This window comes from Klebsiella sp. Lac1 (genome assembly GCF_009825425.1).
Classification (GTDB): Bacteria; Pseudomonadota; Gammaproteobacteria; order Enterobacterales; family Enterobacteriaceae; genus Klebsiella; species Klebsiella electrica.
The window spans coordinates 572865-596395 of record NZ_VJZJ01000001.1; the positions used below are offsets into that span (position 1 = coordinate 572865).

Annotated in this window: 23 protein-coding genes and 1 riboswitch; of the genes, 10 read left to right on the forward strand and 13 right to left on the reverse strand. The window is 58.0% G+C overall.

Annotated elements, in window-relative coordinates:
• Positions 1-34: 34 nt before the first annotated feature.
• On the reverse strand, positions 35-940 hold the full coding sequence (gene yvcK / locus FNY10_RS02705; RefSeq protein WP_100684075.1) for a uridine diphosphate-N-acetylglucosamine-binding protein YvcK: 906 nt from the start codon (positions 938-940) through the stop codon (positions 35-37).
• A gap of 208 nt (positions 941-1148) precedes the next feature.
• A riboswitch (molybdenum cofactor riboswitch) is annotated at positions 1149-1287 on the forward strand.
• Here yvcK and moaA point away from each other — a divergent pair.
• The 6 genes from moaA to FNY10_RS02735 all read left to right on the forward strand — a co-directional run bounded on the left by moaA (position 1275) and on the right by FNY10_RS02735 (position 4735).
• Positions 1275-2264 carry a GTP 3',8-cyclase MoaA gene (moaA, locus tag FNY10_RS02710; protein ID WP_160701970.1) on the forward strand — a complete coding sequence of 330 codons (990 nt, stop codon included), beginning with the start codon at positions 1275-1277 and terminating at the stop codon, positions 2262-2264. It overlaps the preceding riboswitch by 13 nt.
• A gap of 22 nt (positions 2265-2286) precedes the next feature.
• Positions 2287-2799, forward strand: a complete 513-nt coding sequence (gene moaB, locus FNY10_RS02715; RefSeq protein WP_160701968.1) for a molybdenum cofactor biosynthesis protein B — start codon at positions 2287-2289, stop codon at positions 2797-2799.
• Positions 2800-2802: 3 nt separating this feature from the next.
• Positions 2803-3291, forward strand: a complete 489-nt coding sequence (moaC, locus tag FNY10_RS02720) for a cyclic pyranopterin monophosphate synthase MoaC (RefSeq protein WP_100684071.1) — start codon at positions 2803-2805, stop codon at positions 3289-3291.
• On the forward strand, positions 3284-3532 hold the full coding sequence (moaD, locus tag FNY10_RS02725; RefSeq protein WP_130943332.1) for a molybdopterin synthase sulfur carrier subunit: 249 nt from the start codon (positions 3284-3286) through the stop codon (positions 3530-3532). Before moaC ends, moaD begins: the two co-directional genes overlap by 8 nt.
• Positions 3533-3985, forward strand: coding sequence for a molybdopterin synthase catalytic subunit MoaE (gene moaE, locus FNY10_RS02730; protein ID WP_160701966.1), 453 nt, complete (start codon positions 3533-3535; stop codon positions 3983-3985).
• A 45-nt stretch (positions 3986-4030) separates the two neighbouring features.
• The gene (locus tag FNY10_RS02735; protein WP_100684068.1) at positions 4031-4735 is read left to right on the forward strand and encodes a Bax inhibitor-1 family protein; all 705 of its coding nucleotides are present in this window, start codon (positions 4031-4033) and stop codon (positions 4733-4735) included.
• A gap of 61 nt (positions 4736-4796) precedes the next feature.
• Here FNY10_RS02735 and FNY10_RS02740 read toward each other — a convergent pair whose 3' ends face one another.
• The 3 genes from FNY10_RS02740 to FNY10_RS02750 are packed head-to-tail and all read right to left on the reverse strand — an operon-like array spanning position 4797 to position 7761.
• Positions 4797-5762: a lysylphosphatidylglycerol synthase domain-containing protein gene (locus tag FNY10_RS02740; protein ID WP_160701964.1), complete on the reverse strand. Its 966-nt coding sequence runs from the start codon at positions 5760-5762 to the stop codon at positions 4797-4799.
• On the reverse strand, positions 5762-7006 hold the full coding sequence (gene clsB / locus FNY10_RS02745; RefSeq protein WP_100684066.1) for a cardiolipin synthase ClsB: 1245 nt from the start codon (positions 7004-7006) through the stop codon (positions 5762-5764). Before clsB ends, FNY10_RS02740 begins: the two co-directional genes overlap by 1 nt.
• Complete coding sequence (locus FNY10_RS02750) at positions 7003-7761, reverse strand: endonuclease/exonuclease/phosphatase family protein (protein WP_131047711.1); 759 nt, start codon at positions 7759-7761, stop codon at positions 7003-7005. The genes clsB and FNY10_RS02750 overlap by 4 nt, the downstream gene beginning before the upstream one ends.
• A gap of 131 nt (positions 7762-7892) precedes the next feature.
• Between FNY10_RS02750 and FNY10_RS02755 the strand changes: the two genes are divergently transcribed.
• Entirely contained in the window at positions 7893-8330 is a 438-nt protein-coding gene (locus FNY10_RS02755; protein WP_100684064.1) for a YbhQ family protein, read from the forward strand.
• Between the two features lie 206 nt (positions 8331-8536).
• Here the strand turns inward: FNY10_RS02755 and FNY10_RS02760 are convergent, their stop codons facing one another.
• The 5 genes from FNY10_RS02760 to cecR form a co-directional block, all read right to left on the reverse strand.
• The gene (locus FNY10_RS02760) at positions 8537-9643 is read right to left on the reverse strand and encodes an ABC transporter permease (RefSeq protein ID WP_100684063.1); all 1107 of its coding nucleotides are present in this window, start codon (positions 9641-9643) and stop codon (positions 8537-8539) included.
• A 94-nt stretch (positions 9644-9737) separates the two neighbouring features.
• Complete coding sequence (locus FNY10_RS02765) at positions 9738-10871, reverse strand: ABC transporter permease (RefSeq protein WP_160701962.1); 1134 nt, start codon at positions 10869-10871, stop codon at positions 9738-9740.
• A complete protein-coding gene (locus FNY10_RS02770) occupies positions 10861-12600 on the reverse strand; it encodes an ATP-binding cassette domain-containing protein (protein WP_160701960.1) in 1740 nt (579 codons plus the stop codon). Before FNY10_RS02770 ends, FNY10_RS02765 begins: the two co-directional genes overlap by 11 nt.
• Positions 12593-13588 (reverse strand): secretion protein HlyD, encoded by a 996-nt coding sequence (gene hlyD, locus FNY10_RS02775; protein ID WP_160701958.1) that lies wholly within the window; start codon positions 13586-13588, stop codon positions 12593-12595. Before hlyD ends, FNY10_RS02770 begins: the two co-directional genes overlap by 8 nt.
• Positions 13585-14262, reverse strand: coding sequence for a transcriptional regulator CecR (gene cecR, locus FNY10_RS02780; protein ID WP_160701956.1), 678 nt, complete (start codon positions 14260-14262; stop codon positions 13585-13587). The genes hlyD and cecR overlap by 4 nt, the downstream gene beginning before the upstream one ends.
• Positions 14263-14542: 280 nt before the next feature.
• On the opposite strand from cecR, the gene rhlE reads away from it, so the two are divergent.
• From rhlE to ybiB, 3 genes are all read left to right on the forward strand, one after another.
• Positions 14543-15913 (forward strand): ATP-dependent RNA helicase RhlE, encoded by a 1371-nt coding sequence (gene rhlE, locus FNY10_RS02785; RefSeq protein WP_100684058.1) that lies wholly within the window; start codon positions 14543-14545, stop codon positions 15911-15913.
• A 233-nt stretch (positions 15914-16146) separates the two neighbouring features.
• On the forward strand, positions 16147-18291 hold the full coding sequence (gene dinG, locus FNY10_RS02790; RefSeq protein WP_160701954.1) for an ATP-dependent DNA helicase DinG: 2145 nt from the start codon (positions 16147-16149) through the stop codon (positions 18289-18291).
• Positions 18292-18333: 42 nt separating this feature from the next.
• Positions 18334-19302, forward strand: a complete 969-nt coding sequence (gene ybiB / locus FNY10_RS02795) for a DNA-binding protein YbiB (protein ID WP_160701952.1) — start codon at positions 18334-18336, stop codon at positions 19300-19302.
• 140 nt (positions 19303-19442) lie between these two features.
• Here the strand turns inward: ybiB and ybiJ are convergent, their stop codons facing one another.
• From ybiJ to FNY10_RS02815, 4 genes are all read right to left on the reverse strand, one after another.
• Positions 19443-19703, reverse strand: a complete 261-nt coding sequence (gene ybiJ / locus FNY10_RS02800; RefSeq protein ID WP_131047717.1) for a DUF1471 family protein YbiJ — start codon at positions 19701-19703, stop codon at positions 19443-19445.
• Positions 19704-19988: 285 nt separating this feature from the next.
• Positions 19989-20255 (reverse strand): DksA/TraR family C4-type zinc finger protein, encoded by a 267-nt coding sequence (locus FNY10_RS02805; RefSeq protein ID WP_100684054.1) that lies wholly within the window; start codon positions 20253-20255, stop codon positions 19989-19991.
• Between the two features lie 254 nt (positions 20256-20509).
• Positions 20510-21187: a PKHD-type hydroxylase YbiX gene (ybiX, locus tag FNY10_RS02810; RefSeq protein WP_100684053.1), complete on the reverse strand. Its 678-nt coding sequence runs from the start codon at positions 21185-21187 to the stop codon at positions 20510-20512.
• A gap of 45 nt (positions 21188-21232) precedes the next feature.
• Positions 21233-23521: a catecholate siderophore receptor Fiu gene (locus tag FNY10_RS02815; protein WP_160701950.1), complete on the reverse strand. Its 2289-nt coding sequence runs from the start codon at positions 23519-23521 to the stop codon at positions 21233-21235.
• Positions 23522-23531 lie beyond the last annotated feature (10 nt).

A 23531-nucleotide genomic window follows, 5' to 3' on the forward strand; every position in this document is an offset into this window, starting at 1 on the left:
GCGTCATTACCCGCTTCTTCTCGCTGGCCGCGAGCTAACCTAAGGTCTGGATAGCTTTTTCCAGCGCGTTGCGTAACAGCATCCGGTCGTGGCGATAGGGGACATCCGCGGCATCCAGCGGGGTCTGAACGATCGCCCGGTTTTCCAGTCCGCTCGTATCGGTTTTCGGTCCAACGACGATGGCATCGATCACCCGCTTGCCAATATAGCGCTCCATAATCCCGACCCTGTCCGCCAGCGTCAGATTCGCCGCCGGGCTATGTTCTTTGCCTAGATTGTCGATAAAGACCATTGTCGCCGGTGTCCGGCGCAGCGCCTGCGCCATCTCATCGAGCAGCAGAATTGGCAGCAGGCTGGTGTAGAAACTTCCGGGCCCAATCAGGATTAAATCGGCTTCCGCGATGGCCTCTACCGCTTCGCGGGTGGCGGGCACCGGCGGAGTGAGCATCAGCTCCTTCGGGACACCTGGCAACTGGTCGATATTGACTTCGCCATAGACTTCATGACCTTCGTGGTCAATGGCCATCAGATCCACCGGTTGTTCCGACATCGGGATCAGGAATGCGTCCACTTTTAGCAGATTTCTGATTAAATTAATCGCCTCTAAAGGCCGCACGCTCAGGTGATCGAGGGCCTTTAACATCAGATTTCCGAGGTTATGCCCGGAAAGTTCGCCATTACCGGCGAAACGGTACTCAAACATCGCCGAGGCAATGCTGGGTTCGGCGATCAGCTGGTTAAGGCAGTTGCGCATATCTCCCCAGGCAATACCGCCTTCGGAACGGCGAATTCGCCCCGTGGAACCGCCGTTATCGGTAGTCGTGACGATCCCGGTCAGGCGTGAGCCGAGCGATGAGAGTGACGACATCACCCGGCCCAGACCGTGCCCCCCGCCAAGTGCCACTACGCGATCAAGATCGGCGAACGTACGAGTGCGCATACACATTCCTTATCTCTGTTGAACGGGCTCACAGTAACCGATCTACCCCTAAAAGACGATGCCAGGATCCTGACAAAATGACCGATATCAATGCAAAAGCCTGGTTTTTAGCTATTCTGTAACGAAAATGCACGATTGCCTCGATATATACATGATTATATAACGAAAGCGAGAATGGCGAAACAGTCGTTTCCGCGCTACTATCGGCATAACCAGTTAACACTCTAGCCTCTGTGCCTGTGTCGCAAGATATGGTGCTTTGGCCGTGACAGCTTCGCTTGTCACCAGGGCGCGGGAAGAAATGACCGCGTCTCCCGTATTTGGAAAGGTGTATATGGCTTCACAGCTTACCGATGCATTTGCGCGTAAGTTTTATTACTTGCGCCTGTCGATTACCGATGTGTGTAACTTTCGTTGCACCTACTGCCTGCCGGATGGCTACAAGCCCGGCGCGGTCACCAACAAAGGCTTTCTCAGCGTTGATGAAGTACGTCGCGTCACGCGCGCGTTTTCTGCGCTCGGCACCGAGAAGGTGCGCCTGACCGGCGGCGAACCCTCTTTGCGCCGCGACTTTGCCGATATCATCGCCGCCGTAGGTGAAAACCGCGCGATTCGCCAGATTGCGGTCACCACCAATGGCTATCGCCTGGCGCGCGACGTCAGCCGGTGGCGTGATGCCGGACTGACGGCGATTAACGTCAGCGTTGACAGCCTCGACGCGCGCCAGTTTCACGCCATTACCGGGCAGGATAAATTTCACCAGGTGATGGACGGTATTGATGCCGCCTTTGCCGCCGGTTTTGAGAAGGTGAAGGTCAATACCGTGCTGATGCGCGATGTGAACCATCATCAGCTCGATACCTTCCTCGCGTGGATCCAGCCCCGACGTATTCAGCTGCGTTTTATTGAGCTTATGGAAACCGGCGAGGGCAGCGACCTGTTCCGACGCCACCACATTTCCGGCATCGTGCTGCGCGATGAACTGCTGCGTCGCGGCTGGATTCACCAAATCAGCCAACGCAGCGACGGCCCGGCCCAGGTCTTTTGTCACCCGGACTACGCCGGGGAGATAGGCTTAATCATGCCGTACGAGAAGGATTTCTGCGCCAGCTGCAACCGTCTTCGTGTCTCCTCCGTAGGCAAACTGCATCTGTGTCTGTTCGGCGACGGCGGCGTGGAACTGCGCGACCTGCTTGTCGAGGACCAGCAGCAGGCGGCGCTGGAAGCTCGCATCTCCGCAGCATTAACCCAGAAAAAACAAACCCATTTCCTGCATCAGGGCAACACCGGTATTACGCAAAACCTGTCGTATATTGGCGGATAATTCATTCTAAAGGAGCGAACAGATGAGTCAGGCCAGCGCTGAGTTTACCCCAACCCGTATTGCTATTCTCACCGTCTCCAGCCGACGCGGCGAAGAGGATGATACCTCTGGTCACTGGCTGCGTGATGCGGCGCAGGAGGCGGGCCACCATATTGTCGATAAGGCGATGGTTAAAGAGAACCGCTACGACATCCGCGCCCGGGTCTCGGCGTGGATAGCCAGCGATGATGTGCAGGTGGTGCTGATCACCGGTGGAACCGGGTTTACCGATGGCGATCAGGCGCCGGAAGCGCTGCGGCCGCTGTTTGACCGTGAAGTCGAAGGGTTTGGTGAAGTTTTCCGCATGCTGTCCTTCGAAGAAATCGGTACATCGACGCTGCAATCCCGGGCCATTGCCGGCATGGCGAATCGCACGCTGATTTTTGCCATGCCGGGCTCAACCAAAGCCTGCCGTACCGCGTGGGAAAATATCATTGCCCCGCAGCTGGATGCCCGTACGCGGCCCTGTAACTTTATCTCTCATCTTAAGAAATAAGCGATGTCACAACTCACCCATATTAACGCCGCCGGCGAGGCGCACATGGTCGATGTTTCTGCCAAGGCCGAGACGGTACGCGAAGCCCGGGCTGAAGCCTATGTTGAAATGCGCCCGACGACGCTGGCGATGATCATCGACGGCAGCCACCACAAAGGCGATGTCTTCGCCACCGCTCGTATCGCCGGTATCCAGGCGGCAAAACGCACCTGGGAGCTGATCCCGCTGTGCCATCCGCTGATGCTGAGTAAAGTCGAAGTCAATTTGCAGGCTCAGCCGGAACACAACCGGGTACGCATCGAGTCGCTGTGCCGTCTGACCGGCAAAACCGGCGTGGAGATGGAAGCGCTGACCGCCGCCTCCGTGGCGGCGCTGACGATTTACGATATGTGCAAAGCGGTACAAAAAGATATGGTGATTGGCCCGGTGCGTCTGCTGGCGAAAAGCGGCGGCAAATCCGGGGATTTCAAGGCGGACGAGACGCATGATTAAGGTTCTGTTTTTTGCCCAGGTGCGCGAACTGGTTGGCACCGAATCCCTGACCCTCGAGGTCGATGCGCTGTCGACGGTCGAAACCGTGCGGCGTCAGCTTGCCGGTCGCAGCGAACGTTGGGCGCTGGCGCTGGAAGAGGGCAAGCTGCTGGCGGCGGTAAACCAGACGCTGACCCCCTTTGACCATCCGCTGGTGTCCGGCGACGAAGTGGCGTTCTTTCCGCCGGTTACGGGAGGTTAAATGACGCAGACTCGCATCATCGTCAGTCGCGATCGTTTTTGCGTCGGCGACGAATATCCGTGGCTGGCCGAGCGCGATGAAGACGGCGCGGTGGTCACGTTTACCGGAAAAGTACGTAACCACAATCTCGGGGACAGCGTGAAGGCGCTGACCCTCGAACACTATCCGGGAATGACGGAGAAATCGCTGGCGGAAATCGTTGAACTGGCGCGGGAACGCTGGCCGCTCGGCCGGGTGACGGTGATTCACCGCATCGGCGAAATGTGGCCTGGCGAAGAGATTGTGTTTGTTGGCGTGACCAGCGCGCACCGCAGCAGCGCGTTTGCCGCCGGGGAATTCATTATGGATTACCTGAAAACCCGCGCGCCGTTCTGGAAACGGGAAGCGACAGCGGAAGGCGAACGCTGGGTAGATGCGCGCGATAGCGATCGCCATGCGGCAGAGCGCTGGTAGTGTGATACGCTTAATAAGATAAAACGTGTTAATCAGGAGACAGTCATGGACAGATTCCCTCGTTCAGATTCTATTGTTCAGGCGCGCGGCGGCCTGCAAACCTATATGGCCCAGGTATACGGCTGGATGACGGTCGGGCTGCTGTTGACGGCATTCATTGCCTGGTTTGCCGCCAATACGCCGGCGGTCATGATGTTCGTCTTTTCCAGCAAAATAACCTTTTTTGGTTTAATTATCGCCCAGCTGGCGCTGGTCTTCGTGCTCTCCGGGATGGTGCAGCGCCTGAGCGCTGGGATGGCGACTACGCTGTTTATGCTCTATTCGGCGCTGACCGGACTGACGCTATCCAGTATCTTCCTCGTCTACACCTATTCGTCGATTGCCAGCACCTTTGTGGTCAGCGGCGGGATGTTTGGGATAATGAGCCTTTACGGCTATACCACGAAGCGCGATCTTAGCGGTTTCGGCAATATGCTGTTTATGGCCTTAATTGGCATCGTCCTGGCTTCACTGGTCAACTTCTGGCTGAAGAGCGAAGCGCTGATGTGGGCAATTACCTATATCGGGGTGATCGTGTTTGTTGGCCTGACCGCTTACGACACGCAAAAGCTGAAAAACATCGGCGAGCAGATCGATACCCGCGACACCTCAACGCTGCGTAAGTACTCCATTCTCGGCGCGCTGACGCTGTATCTGGACTTTATCAACCTGTTCCTGATGCTGCTGCGTATTTTCGGCAACCGCCGTTAAGGCTTCGGGTCCCCGGGCTGTATCTGGCCCGGGGAGCGCAGATTATCTCCGGCCATCTCTCCTATCCGTCCGCCAGCTTACGCTGATTCTTTTCGCGTAACGTTTTCGCCCGACTCTCCAGCAGCAGATAGCCGACGGTAGCGATAAGCAGCGGCAAAAAGTAATACAGCGCGCGCCAGGCCAGCAGGGCGGCAATAATCTCGCCGCGGCTAATCGACCCGGCGGAAAGCATGGCGATAAAAACGGCTTCCAGCACGCCGATCCCGGCCGGAATATGCACAATGACGCCGGCAATACTGCTGACCAGCAGCACGCCCAGCACCAGGAAATAATCAACCTGCTGCGCCATCAGCAGCCAGATAATCGCGCCCATCACCATCCAGTTGGCCACCGAAAGCGCCATTTGCAGCAGAGCGAACCGCCATGACGGCAGTACCAGCCGTTGGCCTTTAAGAGTCAGATGGCGTCGGCGGGCGAACGCGCAGGCCCACAGATAAAGCGCGCTCATCGCCAGCAGTCCGCCGCCGATGAGCCGCAGCGTGCCCTGGCTGATATACCACTGCGCCGGTAGCGCCACCAGATTGGCGGTGAAAATGACGCCGCCCAGCAGAATAAAGCCCAGCCAGTTGGTGGTAATGCTCAATGAGAAAATACGGGTAATGGTCCCGCCGCTCAAACCCAGGCGCGAATAGAGGCGGTAGCGCATCCCGATACCGCCTACCCAGGTACTGAGGGTCAGATTAAAGGCGTAGCAGATAAACGACACCAGCATCACCTGCCGTTTAGCCAGTTTGTGTCCACACCAGGCGCGCCCCAGCAGGTCGTAGCAGCCATAAATCAGGTAGCTTACTATCGTCAGCCCCATAGCGCCGAGCAGGACGGCACTATCATAGTGACGAATCACCTTCCACACCGCCGGCCAGTCCACCTTTTGCGCGTAAACCACCAGCAGAGCGGTGACGGCGAGGAGGAAAATGACGGTGAAGATCTTTTTCGCCATCCGCCTGCGAGGGGACGATTTTGCCATCAGGGTTTCACCTCCTGATTCGTCGCATCCAGTCGATCCTGAGTCTCAATTTCTGGCTGTACCGGCGGGCGCACCCGCGCCAGATGCGGCGTATGGGCAGGCAGCCAGCCTATCCATGCCGGGAAGTGACGCAGAAAGTGGAATGCCAGCACGCTCTTAGCCAAATTCCACCAGCTGCGCTTTGGCAGCATCGATTTGTCCACCTGCTGGCAGTCCTCGGCGATCAGCCCGTTGAGGTTATCGCGTAAGGTCTGGTTAAACTGGCGATCGTGGATAATCAGGTTGGCTTCCAGATTTAATGACAGGCTGAGCGGGTCAAGATTGCTTGAGCCGACGGTAGCCCAATGGTCATCGGCGAGGGCAACTTTGCCGTGCAGCGGTCGGCGCTGATACTCAAAAACCTGTACGCCGCCGTTGACCAGGTAGCGATACAGCAGGCGGGCGCCGACTTTAACGATCGGAATATCCGGCTCGCCCTGCACAATCAGCTTAACCCGCACGCCGCGGCGGGCGGCGTTACGCATCGCATGCAGCAGCCGGTAGCCGGGGAAAAAGTAGGCGTTGGCAATGATCACTTCCCGGCGGGCGTTAGCCAGCATCTTGAGATAATGGCGTTCAATATCATCGCGATGTTCGTGATTATCCCGCCAGACAAACAGCGCCTGTGCTTCCCCGGGGCTGCGGTTGATCGCCGGCTGGTGGCGACGCCGACGCCACCAGCGGCGGGTCTCTTCGCTGGCCGGGAGATTCTCCAGCTCAAATTGCAGGATATCCTGCACCACCGGCCCCTCCACCTGAACGGCATAGTCCTGTTTTGCCTCCGGGCCGTAGTCGGTCATATGCTCGGCGGAGTAATTGATGCCCCCGACGAAGGCCGTCGTCTCATCGATCACCACGATTTTGCGGTGCATGCGGCGAAACAGATTGGTCCGCATGCCGAACAGACGCGGGCGCGGATCGTAGTAGCGAAAAATCACGCCGGCGGCACTCAGTTCATTGACGAAACGCTCGCTCAGATCGGGAGAACCGTAGCCGTCGAGCAGCACTTCGACCCGTATCCCGCGGCGTGCGGCTTTTAGCAGCACGGCGTGTAGTTGCCAGCCCACGTCATCTTCAAACCAGATAAACGTTTCGAGGATCACTTTTCGCTGCGCGCGGGCGATGGCGGCAAACAGCGCCGGGTAATAGTTATCGCCGTTCTCCAGAAGCAGAATGCGGTTTCCTTCCTGCCAGCGGCATTTCATAAATGAATCTCCACACTCAGCGGGGCATGATCGGAGAGGTGACGCCAGGGTCGAAGCGGCAACGCCGTCGGGTGGCTGGCATGCGCATTTTTCACATAGATCCGGTCAAGGCGCAGGAGCGGAAAACGCGCCGGAAAGGTTCTCGCCGGGCGGCCATGGGCGCGGGTAAAGATCTCCTCCAGCCCGGCCTGCGACTTGAGCACCCGGTTGGCCTGCTGGCGCCAGTCGTTAAAATCGCCGGCCACCACCACCGGCTGCCGGGCGGGCAGGTCGTTGACCCGCCGGGCGAGCATCGCCAGCTGGGCCGATCGCTGCCGCGTCCTCAGGCCGAGGTGCACACAAAACAGGTGTAGCGCCGCGCTTTGCGGCGCAACAATCCGGCAGTAGAGCAGACCGCGCTTTTCGCTGTCGCCAACGGAGATATCAACATTTTCCGTATATTCAATAGGAAAGCGGGAGAGCACGGCATTGCCGTGATGCCCTTCCGGATAGACCGCGTTGCGTCCGTAGGCGTATTCGCTCCACAGGCTATCGGCAAGAAACTCATAATGGCTGCGATCCGGCCAGTTTTCGATCTGCAGCGAATGAATCTCATGCGCCCCGGTGACTTCCTGCAGACAGACGATGTCGGCGCTGACGCTGCGGATGGCGTCGCGCAGTGCCGGCAACATGAAGCGTCGATTAAACGTCGTAAAGCCTTTATGAATGTTAATTGTCAGCACGTTTAACGAAAATCCGCCCGTTTGCTCAGCCATGTTTCTCCGGTCAATGTCACTTTCCTGAATGAAATAGTGTAGTAGGTGTCACAAAAAGATGCGGTGTTCCGGAATTTTCCGTAAAGTGCGGTACTCTGAGTTACAGATAAAGATCCTTCAGGAGAGAAGCCATGAAGTGGCAACAACGTGTACGCGTCGCAACTGGCCTCAGTTGCTGGCAGATTATGTTGCATCTACTGGTCGTGGCAGTACTGGTGATGGGTTGGATGAGTGGCGCGCTGGTTCGCGTCGGATTAGGGCTGTGCGTACTGTACGGCGTCACATTACTGTCGATGCTGTTTTTACAGCGCCACCAGGAAGCCCGCTGGCGTGATGTCGGTGACTTCCTTGAGGAGCTCACCACCACCTGGTACTTTGGCGTGGCGGTTATCGTGCTGTGGCTACTTTCGCGCGTGCTGCACAATAATCTGCTGCTGGCCGTCGCCGGGGTGGCGATTCTGGCAGGCCCGGCAGTGGTGTCGCTGTTGGCGAAAGATAAAAACAGATACGCTAAATCGTTCGGGCTACAACAAGGCGGCAACGCTGCCAATCCCCAGAAGCACAGATAGCTGTGCGAACGGGCCGACGTGGCGAGGCCCAGGACGGACCGGGTAATCAGGCCAACGCCGAGGCAGGCTGAACGATAGCAAGGATCCCCTAAAGCGTTCGGACTGCATCAAGGCGGCGACGCGACGAATCCCCGGGAGCATAGATAGCTATGTGACCGGGGTGAGTAAGGAAGCCAACGCCGAGGCAGCCTGAACGATGACGGGGATCAGGCGATCTTTCTGCGGAACATCGCATATGCCGCTGAACCCGTTGTGGCCGCTATGACCAGTAGCGGCCACAAACTTCCCCATACAATCTCCAGACTCGCATCCTTCAAATAAATCTGCTTGGTGATGTCAGTAAAGTGACGAATCGGGTTTATCCATGTCACGTCCTGCAGCCACTGCGGCATATTCTCAACCGGTGAGACGTAGCCGGAAAGCAGGATCGCCGGCATCATAAAGACGAAAACGCCGATGAAAGCCTGCTGCTGGGTTGAGCACAACGATGAAATCAGCAGGCCGAACCCCACCAGCGACAGACCGTAAATGACCATCGTAAAGTAAAACAGCAGCAGCGAACCGGCGAACGGGATTTGATACGCCCAGATGCCGATAGCCAGCACGATGCTCGCCTGCAGCGTGGCAACAATCAGCGCCGGAACCGCTTTGCCGACGAAAATTTGCCAGGTGGCCAGCGGCGAAACCAGCAGCTGATCGAGCGTGCCTTGCTCCCGCTCGCGGGCCACCGAGAGAGAGGTGACGATCATCACGCCGATGGTGGTGATCATGGCGATAAGCGACGGCACCACAAACCATTTGTAATCGAGATTCGGGTTATACCAGTTGCGCACGATAAGCTCGCTGTTGTTCGGCTTCGCTTTCCCTTCCAGCAACTCCTGCTGATAGTTTTTGACTATCTGCTGGAGATAGTTGGCGGCGATCTGCGCGCTGTTGGAGTTGCGGCCGTCGAGTAAGAGCTGGAGCGGCGCGGGCTGGTTGGTGTCGAGATTGCGCGAGAAGTCCGCCGGGAAGCGGATCAGCAACAGCGCTTTTTGCTCATCGATCGTCGGGCGGATCTCCTGCGGGCTTTTGAGGATCATCACATGGGTGAAGGCTTTGGCCCGGGCGAAACGCTGGGTCAGCTCTACCGCGTGACGACCATTGTCTTCGTTGTAGATGGCGATGGTGGCGTTGGTCACCTCCAGCGTCGCGGCGAAGGGAAACAGCAGCACCTGAATCAGCACCGGCATAATCAAAATGGCGCGCGTTTGCGGCTCGCGCAGCAGCGATTGCAGCTCTTTACGAATCAAGGTCCATAAGCGATGAAACATAGTACCTTCCTCATATCGGGTCGCGCTGTGCTTACCCGATCTACACGGCCCGCAGGTCCGGCAAGCGTCGCCGGGCACAATACGAGCACCAGAATTAATCCAGTCGACGCCTGGTCTTCAGCCAGGTCAGACCGATAAACATCACCGCCGAGGCAATTAAAAACAGCGTGTTCACCAGCAGCACCAGCGGAATATTACCGGCGAGAAACAGGCTTTGCAGCGTGCTGACGAAATAGCGCGCCGGGATGATATAGGTCACCGCGCGGATCACCGCCGGCATGCTGTCGATCTGGAAAATAAACCCGGAGAGCATGATCGAGGGCAGAAAGGCGGCGTTCAGCGCGACCTGCGCGGCGTTAAACTGATTACGGGTGATGGTCGAAATGAGCAGCCCCATCCCGAGGGTGCTGAGCAAAAACAGGCTGGTTATCAAGAACAGAACCACCAGCGAACCGCGAAACGGCACGCCGAGGATGAACACCGCCACCAGCATACACAGCAGCATCGCCAGCATGCCGAGGAAATAGTAGGGAATCAGCTTGCACAGCAGCAGCTCTGCGCGGGTGATTTCCGTCGACAGCAGCGCCTCCATGGTCCCGCGCTCCCATTCGCGGGCCACCACCAGCGAAGTCAGAATCGCGCCGACCACCGTCATAATAATGGTAATGGCGCCGGGAATAATAAAGTGCTGGCTGATAGCCGCGGGGTTAAACCAGTAGCGCATCTGGACATCAATCAGCGGTTCGAAGGTTTCCCCGCGGTCTTGCGCGCGCTGCTGCTGCCAGATTTGCCAGATGCCCTCCACGTAGCCCCGGGCAAAGTTGGCGGTATTGGGTTCGCTGCCGTCGGTAATCAGCTGGATGGGAGCATCATCGCCGGGGCGCGCCATCTTCCGGTCGAAATCTACCGGGATGACCACCAGCCCACGGATGCGCCCGGCCTGCATCATCTCAATCAGCTGCTGGCGATTGTCGCTGACGGTGGCGTCAATATAGGGTGAGCCGGTCATGGCGTGGACGAAATCCAGCGCCTCTTCGCTTTGTTGTTCCAGTAGGACGCCGACTTTGAGTTTACTGGAGTCGAGATTGATCCCGTAGCCGAAGATAAACAGCAGCAGCAGCGGAATGACCACCGCAATCAGCCAACTGCTGGGGTCGCGGACTATCTGCCGCGTCTCTTTGACGCACAGGGCGCGCACGCGGCGCCATGACAGAATTTTAGCGCTCACCGGCATTCTCCTTATCCCAGTTGTGAATCAGAGTGATAAAGGCCTGCTCCATCGTCGGATCGGGCTGTTGATCGTTTGCCGCCTGTGCTTTGAGCGCATCCGGCGTGCCGCTGGCGATCAGCTTGCCGTGATACACCAGGCCAATGCGATCGCAATATTCGGCCTCATCCATAAAGTGGGTCGTCACCATCACCGTCACCCCTTTATCCACCATGCTATTAATATGCAGCCAGAACTCGCGGCGGGTAATCGGGTCGACACCTGATGTCGGCTCATCGAGAAACAGAATATCGGGTTCATGCATCAGCGAGCAGGCCAGCGCCAGACGCTGCTTGTAGCCCAACGGCAGCTCATCGGCCGCATGGCTGGCGATGCTTTTCAGACCAAAGGCGTCGCTCATCCGGGCGATTTTCTCGTTCTGGGCCCGGCCGCGCAGACCGTAAACGCCCGAGAAGAAGCGCAGGTTTTGCTCCACGGTCAGGTTGCCGTACAGCGAAAACTTCTGCGCCATGTAGCCGAGATGCTGGCGCGCCTTCCCGGAGCTGACTTTCAGATCCATTCCCAGTACCAGCGCCTTGCCGGAGGTCGGCACCAGCAGGCCGCACATCATTTTAAAAGTGGTGGATTTGCCGGCGCCGTTGGGGCCAAGCAGGCCGAAAATTTCCCCACGCTTGACGCTGAAATCGACGTGGTCGGTGGCGGCGAAGTCGCCGAATTTTTTGCTCAGGCTCTGCGCTGCAATCACCGTTTCATCGGCCGTACCCTCTACGCGATGGATAATGTCGCCCAGCGGCGATTCCGCGGTCGCGACGCCGCCCAGCAGATCGATAAAGGCGTCTTCAAAGCGCGGTGCGGTTTCGGTCATCTCCAGCGTCGGCATGCTATCGCTGCGCTGCACCTCTTCAACGGTGGCCTCTTTTTTGAGGATCAGGCGGACCGATTTCCCCTGAATCACGCCATCGCTGATCTGCGGCAGCTTCAGCGCGCGTTGCAGGAGGCGACGGTTATTCTCTTCATGGCTGGAGACCAGAAAACTGCGCCCGGCCATGGTTTGGGTCAACGCTTTCGGCTCGCCCTGATAAAGCAGCTGGCCTTCATTCATCAGCAGGACGTCGCGGCACTGTTCCGCCTCATCAAGGTAAGAGGTGCTCCAGAGGATCAGCATCCCGTCGCCCGCCAGTTCGTGCACCATTTGCCACAGTTCACGACGGGAGATAGGGTCAACCCCGACCCCTGGCTCATCGAGCAGCAGGACTTTTGGCTCGCCCACCAGGGTGCAGGCGAGGCCCAGTTTTTGCTTCATCCCGCCGGAAAGTTTCCCGGCCAGCCTGTCGGTAAAGGGGCCGAGGGAGGTAAATTCCAGCAGGCGGGCGAAGGTTTTCCTGCGCGTCTCGCCGGTAACGCTGCGCAGGTCGGCATACAGCGTGAGGTTTTCCATGACCGTCAGGTCTTCGTAGAGGCCGAATTTTTGCGGCATATAGCCGAGCACCGCGTGCAGGGCGCTGTCGTCGGCAATCGGGTCGAAACCGATCACCCTGGCGGTGCCGTCATCGGCCTTCAGTAGCCCGGCGAGCATGCGCATCAAGGTGGTTTTCCCGGCGCCGTCAGGGCCGACCAGGCCGGTCACATAGCCGGCGCGGATGGTGCAGTTGAGCGGCGCCACGGCGGGCCGATCCATGCCGGGGAAGCTGCGGGTTAGCCCGCTGAGCGTGATAACGTCCTCACTCATGTCCGTTCCCGCCGCCGAAGGTGACGGTCACCGGCATCCCCTGGCGCAGCGAATCATCGGCATCGGTGACGACAATACGCAGGCGATAGACGAGGTCAGTCCGTAAATCCGGCGTCTCTACGGTCTTCGGCGTAAATTCGGCGCTCGGCGACACGAAGCCAATTTTGCCGTGCCAGGGCTGATTCGGGCGACTATCGGTATAGAGCAGCACTTCTCGTCCGGGCACCGCCTGGCCGAGATTTTTTTCATCAATGTAGGCACGGACCCATACCGGGTGAGTCAGCGACAGCGTCATGACCGTGCCGCCAGCGCTGAGCATGCTGCCCGGTTCGACGGCGCGAGTCATCAGCGTGCCGTCGGACGGGGCGGTAAGCGTGGTATCGTGCAGGTTGAGTCTGGCCTGTGCCAGGGCCGCCTGCGCCTGTTCAAGGCTGGCTTTAGCCTGGGCGATTTCCTGCGGACGGTTGCCGGCGCGATACTGGCTTAGCTTGTCCTGCGCGGACTTCAGCGTCGCCTGAGCCTGGTCGCGGGAGGAGCGCGCGTTTTCCAAATCGTTAACCGAGATGGCGCTGCTCTGACGCAGCCCCAGCTGGCGCTGGTAGAAGTTCTGCGCGTAATCGTACGCGGCCTGCGCCTGTTTGACGGCGGCGGCGGCCTGGGCTATCTCTTCCGCCCGGTAGCCGGCCATCATCAGGTCATATTGCGCCTGAGCGGTGGAGACATTCGCCTGGGCCTGCTGTAAGGCGTTCTCATACGAGGCGCGATCCAACTGACCTAATATTTGCCCGGACTGAATCTTATCGCCTTCATCAACGTTCAGCGAGGCCAGCCGTCCGCCGACGCGGAAGCTCAGGTTCACGGTGCGAATATCGACGTTGCCATACAGGGTCAGCTCCCTCTGCTGGCTGCTTTGATACCACCACCAGCCGCCGCCGAATGCGGCAATCAGCAGCAGTGCTAACAGAACGATGATGACGGGTTTTTTCATGATCCCTGGCTCCTTTGCAATAATCCTTGCAGAACGAAATCAATATGGCAGGCGATAACCTGGTAAATTTGCTCAGTTTTTTCTTCGTCGAACTGCGTCCATCCGGTACGCAGCAAAATAGTTTCCCGCCCGAGGCGGAAGGCGAGAATCTCACCCAGCAGCGCGTGGGTGTGCAGAATCATGTGCGTGTCATCGGCATCAAGGTCGGTAAATGCGGCGATCAGGCTGGTCAGGTAGCGATGGAGCGGCGCGATCACCTGACCGTGGATGAGCTGGTAGGCCGGGGTAGGGGAAAGCTGCTCGCGGGAGATGAATTTGCTCAAATTGACCGTGTCATCCTGGGTCAGCAGCAAAATCATATTCTGACAGGCGCGCAGAATCAGTAGCCGAATCGCCGCCCTGTCCGGCGAAGGTGCCGCCAGCAGCGTTTCCGCCGCTTCGGCATGCGGACGAAAATTATGGCTGATAAAATCGGCAATCCACTGGGCGCAGGCGAGATAGAGATCGTCCTTGGAGCCAAAATAGTAGGGGATCGCCGCGATATTTTGCCCGGCCTGCGCGGCAATATCGCGGGTGGTTGCGTGCAGGCCGTATTCGCCGAACTGGGCGATGGCTGCGGCAATGAGCTGGCTTTTGGCTTGTTCGCCTTTGCTTGTCACAGGGGTTGTCATCATCGCACTATAAAAATTAATCAATCGATTGATTAAGAGTATGTCCCGTTGGCGATACTGTCCAGCACAGTGGCGACTCTCTTGCGCGTTTTCCGCATGATCCTGGCAAGACGCCCGTGGCGAGGATTATCCGGCGCAGAGGCTCAGAGGGGATATTTATGCGCTGCGTCACAAAACCTGCTAGACTGCGCCCCTTTATGGCATTGTGGTTTTTGCCATCTCTATTCGCAATAATCTCCCCGAAAACTACGCCTGTCACGGGCCGGGGTGGTTTGGAGTTGTTATGTCTTTTGATTCCCTTGGCCTGAACCCTGATATCCTGCGCGCTATCGCCGAGCAGGGTTACCTTGAGCCAACCCCAATTCAGCAGCAGGCTATCCCTGCGGTGTTGCAGGGACGCGATCTGATGGCCAGCGCCCAGACCGGCACCGGCAAAACGGCAGGCTTTACCCTGCCGCTCCTGCAGCATCTGATTCAGAAAGAGCCGCATGCTAAAGGCCGTCGCCCGGTGCGCGCGCTGATCCTCACGCCAACGCGTGAACTGGCGGCGCAGATCGGCGAAAATGTTCGCGATTACAGCAAATACCTGAATATTCGCTCGCTGGTGGTCTTCGGCGGAGTGAGCATTAACCCACAGATGATGAAGCTGCGCAGCGGCGTCGATATTCTGGTGGCGACCCCCGGACGTCTGCTGGATCTTGAACATCAGAATGCCGTGAGCCTGGACAAGGTTGAAATTCTGGTGCTTGATGAAGCCGACCGCATGCTGGATATGGGCTTTATCCATGATATTCGCCGCGTGCTGGCGAAGCTCCCGGCGAAGCGCCAGAACCTGCTGTTCTCCGCGACCTTCTCCGACGACATCAAAGCGCTGGCGGAAAAGCTGCTGCATAACCCGCTGGAAATCGAAGTGGCTCGCCGTAACACTGCTTCCGAGCAGGTGACGCAGCACGTCCATTTCGTTGATAAGAAACGTAAGCGGGAACTGCTGTCGCAGATGATCGGTGAAGGAAACTGGCAGCAGGTGCTGGTCTTTACCCGCACCAAACATGGTGCCAACCACCTGGCCGAGCAGCTGAACAAAGATGGTATCCGCAGCGCGGCTATTCATGGCAACAAGAGCCAGGGGGCGCGTACTCGCGCATTAGCCGACTTTAAATCCGGCGGTATTCGCGTGCTGGTGGCGACGGATATCGCCGCGCGCGGTCTGGATATCGAAGAGCTGCCGCACGTCGTCAACTTCGAGCTGCCTAACGTACCGGAAGATTACGTTCACCGTATCGGCCGTACCGGTCGCGCAGCCGCTACCGGCGAAGCGCTGTCGTTGGTCTGCGTCGACGAGCATAAACTGCTGCATGATATCGAACGTCTGCTGAAAAAAGAGATCCCGCGCATCGCCATCGACGGCTACGCGCCGGATCCGTCTATCAAAGCGGAGCCGATTCAAAACGGTCGCCAGCAGCGTGGCGGCGGTCGCGGCCAGAGCCAGGGCCGTAGCGGTCAGGGGCAGGGTCGCAGCCAGTCCGCGCCGCGCCGTAACGACGGCGAAGCGCCGAAAGCCGGGGCAAAACCTTCACGCCGCGGCGGCGAGGCGAAACCGGCCGGCGAGCAACAGCGCCGCCGTCGCCCGCGTAAACCTGCGGCCGCCGAGTAACCGCCTCCCGCTACCTGTACATCATCCGGGCAACACGGTTTGCCCGGATGACGTAACACCATCCGCAGGCCGCGCACATGCTGTCTTCGGATGTTTCCCTCGCCAACCCTGTAATTCCCGGCCGGTACATTGACAAATCCCGAGCTGCGTTCCACATTGCGCAGAAAGTCATTCCTCCTGTCAGGCAAAAAGTGTCACAATAGTGGCTGTTTATACAGTATTCAGGTTTTCTCATGGCTTTGACCGCTGCGCTGAAAGCGCAAATCGCCGCCTGGTATAAGGCGCTTCAGGAACAGATTCCGGATTTTATTCCCCGTCCGCCGCAGCGGCAGATGATTGCCGATGTGGCAAAAACGCTGGCCGGGGAAGAAGGCCGCCACCTGGCCATTGAGGCGCCTACCGGCGTCGGGAAGACCTTGTCATACCTGATTCCCGGCATCGCCATTGCCCGTGAAGAACAGAAAACGCTGGTGGTGAGTACCGCCAACGTCGCGCTGCAGGATCAGATCTACAGCAAAGATCTGCCGCTGCTGCGCAAAATTATTCCCGATCTGCGTTTTACCGCCGCCTTCGGTCGCGGGCGCTACGTCTGCCCGCGCAACCTGGCCGCGCTAGCCAGCACCGAACCGACGCAGCAGGACCTGCTGGCGTTTCTCGATGATGATCTCACGCCGAATAATCAGGCTGAACAGAAGCTGTGCGCGACGCTGAAAACCGACCTCGACAGCTACCGCTGGGACGGTCTGCGCGATCACACCGATAAACCTGTCGATGATGCGCTATGGAGCCGTCTGAGCACCGACAAAGCCAGCTGTCTCAATCGCAACTGCCACTACTATCGCGAATGTCCGTTCTTCGTCGCCCGGCGAGAAATCCAGGAAGCGGAAGTGGTGGTAGCTAACCATGCGCTGGTGATGGCGGCGATGGAGAGCGAAGCCGTGTTGCCGGAGCCGAAAAACCTGCTGCTGGTGCTCGATGAAGGCCATCATCTGCCGGACGTCGCCCGCGACGCGCTGGAAATGAGCGCGGAGATGACGGCCCCGTGGTACCGGCTACAGCTGGATCTGTTCAGTAAGCTGATAGCGACCTGTATGGAGCAGTTTCGCCCGAAAACCACGCCGCCGCTGGCTAACCCCGAGCGCCTGACCGGCCACTGCGAGGAGCTGTATGAGCTGATAGCCTCGCTGAACGCTATCCTTAATCTCTATATGCCCGCCGGCCAGGAAGCCGAGCACCGTTTTCCAATGGGCGAGTTGCCGCAGGAGGTGATGGATATCTGCCTGCGCCTGGCGAAACTGACCGAGATGCTGCGTGGGCTGGCGGAGCTCTTTCTTAACGACCTCGGGGAAAAAACCGCCAGCCACGACGTGGTGCGCCTGCATCGGATTCTGCTGCAAATGAACCGTGCGCTGGGGATGTTTGAAAGCCAGAGCAAGCTGTGGCGGCTGGCGTCGCTGGCGCAGTCATCCGGTGCACCGGTCACCAAATGGGTGACGCGCGACATGCGCGACGGTCAGCTGCATGTCTGGTTTCACTGCGTCGGTATTCGCGTCAGCGACCAGCTGGAACGACTGCTGTGGCGCAGCGTGCCGCATATTGTCGTCACCTCCGCCACCCTGCGCTCATTGAACAGCTTTTCACGCCTGCAGGAGATGAGCGGGTTGAAAGAGAAGGCCGGCGACCGTTTCGTGGCGCTGGATTCCCCCTTTAACCATGTCGAGCAGGGCAAAATCGTTATTCCGCAGATGCACTATGAGCCGCTTATCGATAACGAAGAGCAGCATATTGCTGAAATGGCAGCTTATTTTCGTGAGCAGGTCGAAAGTAAAAAGCATCTCGGGATGCTGGTGCTGTTCGCCAGCGGGCGGGCGATGCAGCGTTTCCTGGAACATGTTCCCGATCTGCGCCTGCTCTTGCTGGTACAGGGCGATAAGCCGCGCTACCGGCTGGTGGAACTGCACCGCAAGCGCGTTGAAGGAGGGGAGCGGAGCGTGCTGGTGGGGCTACAGTCCTTTGCCGAAGGGCTGGATCTCAAAGGTGAGCTGCTCAGCCAGGTACATATTCATAAGATTGCCTTCCCACCAATAGACAGTCCGGTGGTGATTACCGAAGGCGAATGGCTGAAGAGCCTGAACCGCTATCCGTTTGAAGTGCAGAGTCTGCCAAGCGCCTCCTTTAACCTGATTCAGCAGGTCGGACGCCTGATTCGCAGCCACAGCTGCTGGGGCGAAGTGGTGATTTATGATAAGCGTTTGTTGACCAAAAATTATGGTAAGCGTCTACTGAACGCATTGCCCGTTTTTCCAATAGAACAGCCTGCCGTCCCAGAAGTTATCGTCAAAACGAAAGTAAAACAGACGCGGCGTAAACGGCGTTAACGGCGCAATGTCGGCGATGTGAGCAGCTAACAGGAGTCTTCGATGGACTACAGAAAGATCATTAAAGAAGTCGGGCGCGGGAAAAATCACGCGCGTGACCTGGATGTGGATACTGCCCGCGCGCTTTACCTGCGGATGCTTGATGGCGAGGTGGCTGAGCTGGAGCTGGGCGGGATTTTAATCGCCCTGCGCATTAAGGGCGAAGGCGAAGCGGAAATGCAGGGCTTTTATGAAGCCATGCAGCAGAAGACTCTGCGTCTGACGCCGCCTGTCGCCAGACCCATGCCGATTGTGATCCCCAGCTATAACGGTGCGCGCAAGCAGGCTAATTTGACCCCTCTGCTGGCCGTTTTACTGCATAAACTCGGCTTTCCGGTGGTGGTCCACGGAATCAGCCACGATCCGACCCGGGTGTTGACGGAAACGATTTTTGAACTGATGGGGATCCCCGCCACCCGGCATGCGGGTCAGGCTCAGGCGCGACTCGACGGCCATGAGCCGGTGTATATTCCGGTTGGCGTACTCTGTCCGCCGCTGGAAAACCAGCTTGCCCTGCGCTGGCGTATGGGGGTGCGCAACAGCGCGCATACGCTGGCAAAACTGGCGACGCCATTTGCGGAAGATGCGGCGCTACGCTTATCGAGCGTTTCTCACCCGGAATATGTGGGCAAGGTGGCAAAATTCTTTGTCGGGATCGGCGGACGGGCGCTGTTAATGCACGGGACGGAAGGTGAAGTGTATGCCAACCCGCAGCGTTGCCCGCAAATTAGCCTGATTGACGCATCAGGGACGCGAGTGGTGCATGAACGCCAGAGCGAGCTGCCGGAGGAGGGGGTTGTGCTGACGGAGTCAAAAGATCCTCAGGTCACCGCTCGCTGGATTGAGCGCTGCGTAGCGGGTAGTGAGCCGCTGCCGACATCGCTGAGGATTCAGCTGGCCTGCTGCCTGGTGGCGACCGGCGAGGTTGCGACGCTGGAGCAGGGGCTGTGCAGGGTGGCGGAACACTGGTAGCCACCGCTTTCTCCTGAAAGAATCCCCAAAGCGACGCAAAAAAAAGCCCGTCCGGTGGCACGGACGGGCAAAGCAAGGGTATTAAAGGGTCGTTCAGGGTTAATGCAGGTCGTTCAGGGTTAATACCGGTCGCGCAGCGATTATTTATAGATAACCGCGGTACCGCTAATTTTGTTGTTGGTGTTAGCGGAGGTGATGCTGTAACCCGTGGCGCCAGCGGCTTGTGCTTTTTCAGCCAGTTTCGCTTCCAGACCGTCCAGAGTCGTTGCGCCTGCAGCAGACACCACGCCAATTTTGTTCATGCTTTGAGCCTGAGACGGGCTAACCGGTTGAGCGGCGAAAGCGCCAAAGGACAGAGTTGTAAGAGCAATAGCAGCGGCAGCATATTTAATGGTTTTCATAGTTCATCTCTCGCAGGTTATTTTGTTAAGAGGACGATGTTCCGTCGATGTGATAAGTATCACGCTTTTTTGCGAGAGAGAAAATCGAAGGAAATTAACAGTCTTCATCGATTTTTTTGAACGATTATTAATTTATTGAATATTAATAAATTATTTATTGCCGGAACAGCCGCAGAGACTCCCGCGAGATGAAGGCCCTGTTCAGGGCACATTTTGCCAATTTTTTGCCCGGAAAACGTGCGCGAAAAGATAATGACTTCTGCGGTAATGAACGGTAAAGGAAGGTCAGCGTAGCTGGCTGTCCTTGGATCCACGGCGATTATATCCTGAAAATGTATTGTTATGTAAATCTTTATCCTGCTGGCACTTCACGCAGTATCTGACCCCCGGGATCGCCTTCCTCCGGGCCTCGGGAATCGGCTCTCCACATTCATCACAAAATTTGTGGCTCTCTCCACGGGGAAGGGCGTTTCTCGCCCGTGCGACCGCATCGTCAACGGTGCTGTCGATCTGATCCTGGACTGCGCCATCATTTGCCCAACCTGATGCCATTTTCTACCTCCTCACGGTTGTTACTGTCAGTATATACCCTGAATAATTCGCGTTGCAGGAAGGCGGTACGCAGAGCGCCCCCAGGGGCTGACTCCGGCAAGTGACTGGGGTGCACGACAAAGCTGCCTGCAACAAATTTGCTCGCTGCGTTGCGACGGCCCGTGTGGCTGAGCCGACTAACCCGGCCAACGGGCTGCAACCTGAAATAGGGCGGGTAGCGTGAAGATGGGGGCAAAAATCGGTCAGACAAGGGATCAGATTTCCGACCACTCCCGCAGCAGGTTATGGTACAGATTAAGCAGCGATAGCACTTCATCACTCTCGCCATGGCGGCTCTTCAGGGTCTGAATATTCCGATCCAGCTCGAACAGCATGCTGCGGCGTTTGTCATCGCGGATCATCGACTGGATCCACAGAAAAGAGGCCACGCGTACCCCCTGGGTCACCGGCGTCACGCAGTGCAGGCTGCTTGACGGGTAGAGCACCAGGTCGCCTGCCGGCAGCTTGACCGTATGCTGACCATAGGTATCGTTCACCACCAGTTCGCCGCCCGTGTAACTCTCCGGCGCGCTGAGGAACAGGGTGGCGGAAAGGTCGGTGCGCATCCAGCCGCCCTGGGCCTGACTACGGACCGCGCCGTCAACATGAAAACCGTAGGTTTCACTCTGTTGATAGCGGTTAAACAGCGGGCTGGAGAGGGTTTTGGGCAGCGCGGCGGCGAAGAATAACGAGCTGCGGTTGAGCGCCGCGAGGACCTTATTCTGCAGTTCGCCGTATAGCGGGCTGCGGGTATCGACCTGCTGATTTTTTTTCACCAGCGCGCCCTGATCGCCGGTCGTGGCTCGCCCGTCAACCCAGTCGGCCTGCTGCAGCTGCGCGCGAAAATCGTCAACTTCCTGCGGGCTGAGAACGGCGGGGATATGGTACATCATCGTTGTTTCTCCTGAAGAAACGGGGCGTTGCCGCCCCGTAGCGGATTAGAAATGCACGTTGGCGGTCAGCAGGAAGGTACGCGGTTCGCCCGGATGATAGCGGTAGCCGCTCTTGTTGATTGAAGCAACATAATGGGTATCGAACAGGTTATAGACGTTCAGCTGCAGATCGACGTTGCGGTTGATACGATAGCCCACTTTCGCATCAGCCACCCAGTAACCCTCGGTGTGGGATGGCGTACCGACGGCGCCGTCGCTGCCGCGATGCATGCTGCCGATGTAGCGAGCGCCTGCGCCCAGGGAGATGGCATCGGTTACCTGGTACTGGTTCCAGAGGGTAAAGGCGTGCTCCGGCGTGTACGGCAGCGCGCTGGTGCCGTCCTGAGCGATGTTTTTGCCTTCACGGATGCTGGCGTGCTGCTGGGTATATCCGCCGATGACCTGCCAGTCCGCGGTGATATTACCGGCCAGCGACAGCTCATAGCCCTCAACGCGTTTTTTACCGTATTGCGAATAGGTGCCGTCGTCGTTTTGCTCGACTTCGTTCTCAATATCGGTACGGAAAAGCGCTGCCGTCAGCAGCAGACGTTTATCCATCAGTTCCCACTTGGTGCCGACTTCGCTGGTCTTCGCTTTTTGCGGTTTAAAATCGGTACGGTTGGCGCTATTCCCGCTGCCGCCCTGAGCCAGGGCAAAGTTATTACCGCCTGGAGGCTGCTGAGAGATAGCATAGTTGACGTAAACGTTGCCGCTGTCGGTCAGGTGATACAGCGCGCCGGCTTTCCAGTTCACTAGATTGCCGCTGGTGGAGGTATCAACCGTGGTTAGCGGACTGTTTTTCGCCACGCCGTTCGGGCAGGCGACCGCGCCGCGCCCGGTGCCACCGCACAGGCTGGCGCTGTCATATTTGGTCTGATAGTTATCCAGACGGATGCCGCCGTTAAGCTCGAAATCACGGGTAATCTGCAGGGTATCGAAGGCATAGACGCCGAAGGTATCCGTCTGCCCGTTGGCGTTGGCGCCGCTGCGGTCCAGACCGCCAACAGAGATGCTGCTGGTGGGATGGTAAATATTGACCGCCGGAGGCGTAAGCGGATAAACGCCGTAGTTGGTCTGTGTTTCCCGGGTCAGTTCGAAACCGGCGCTGATGTCATGCCCGATCGAGCCGGTATAGAACCTGGAGGTCAGGTTGGTCTGGTTGGTCAGAATTTTATTGCTGACATCTTTGGTGTTCGCCAGACGCGACCAGCTCCAGGTGCTGACATCGTTCGGGTCCGGCCGGGCGATGTTGGTCGCGCCGCCCATCACTGCGGTCAGCAGGTAATCCTGTTTTACGCGCGACCAGCGGGTGGTGTTGCGGATGGTGGTGTTATCGCTCAGGTCGTGCTCGAAGCGCATGGTTGCCGTATCGGTGGTGGAGTCGTCGTAGTCAGAATCCGTCCCGTAGAAGTTGCTGGTGGCGACCTTACCCGAGTGATTGAGCGCCGCGGCAGCAGAGGTTGGCGCGGAGTACCCCGGCAGACCGATGGTCGGAATACCGCCGTCTGGCGTGTTGTGCTGGGTCACATGCAGGTAGTTCAGGTACAGACGGTTCCCGGTGCCGAGACCAAATGCGGCCGATGGCGCGATGCCATAACGCTCGTTTTTGACATTATCGCGGCCAGCATCGTGGGTCTTTTCACCCATCAGGTTCAGACGCACGGCGCTGGTTTCGCCGATGGCTTCATTGATATCGAGCGTACCGCGGCGGAACCAGGCGCTGCCGGCGCTGACGGAGGCATCGATACCGGAATCCAGACGCGGCTGCTTGCTGATCATATTGATTGAGCCAGTCGGGGCGCTGCGGCCATAGTCAGAACCCGACGGGCCTTTAATCACTTCCACCTGCTCGGTGTTAAAGGTATCGCGGGTTACGCTACCGATATCGCGGACGCCGTCGACATAGATGCTGTTAGAGGTATCGGCCCCACGCATATAAATGGTGTCGCCGGTCGACGAGCTGCCGTTTTCCCCGGCATAGAAGGCCCCGACGCCGGGAACGTTTTTCAACGCATCGGTCAGGTTGGTTACGCCCTGATCTTTCATTACCTGGTCGGAGACCACGGTGACCGTACGGGTGGTATCGGCGAGCGGGCGGGAAAATTTGGGGTCGGCGGATTGCGTAGGGGCATACAGAGAGGGAGCCTGCGCTTCCACCACCAGCGTTTCGCCGCCATTTTTATCCGTGCTGTCTGCGGCCATAACCCCTCCTGTCGGCGACAGGCTCAGGCACACGCCGGTAAAGATCGTCAGCGAGCTAAAACTGCTGAACGGTAAATTTTGTTTTTTGTCCATTTCAATAAGC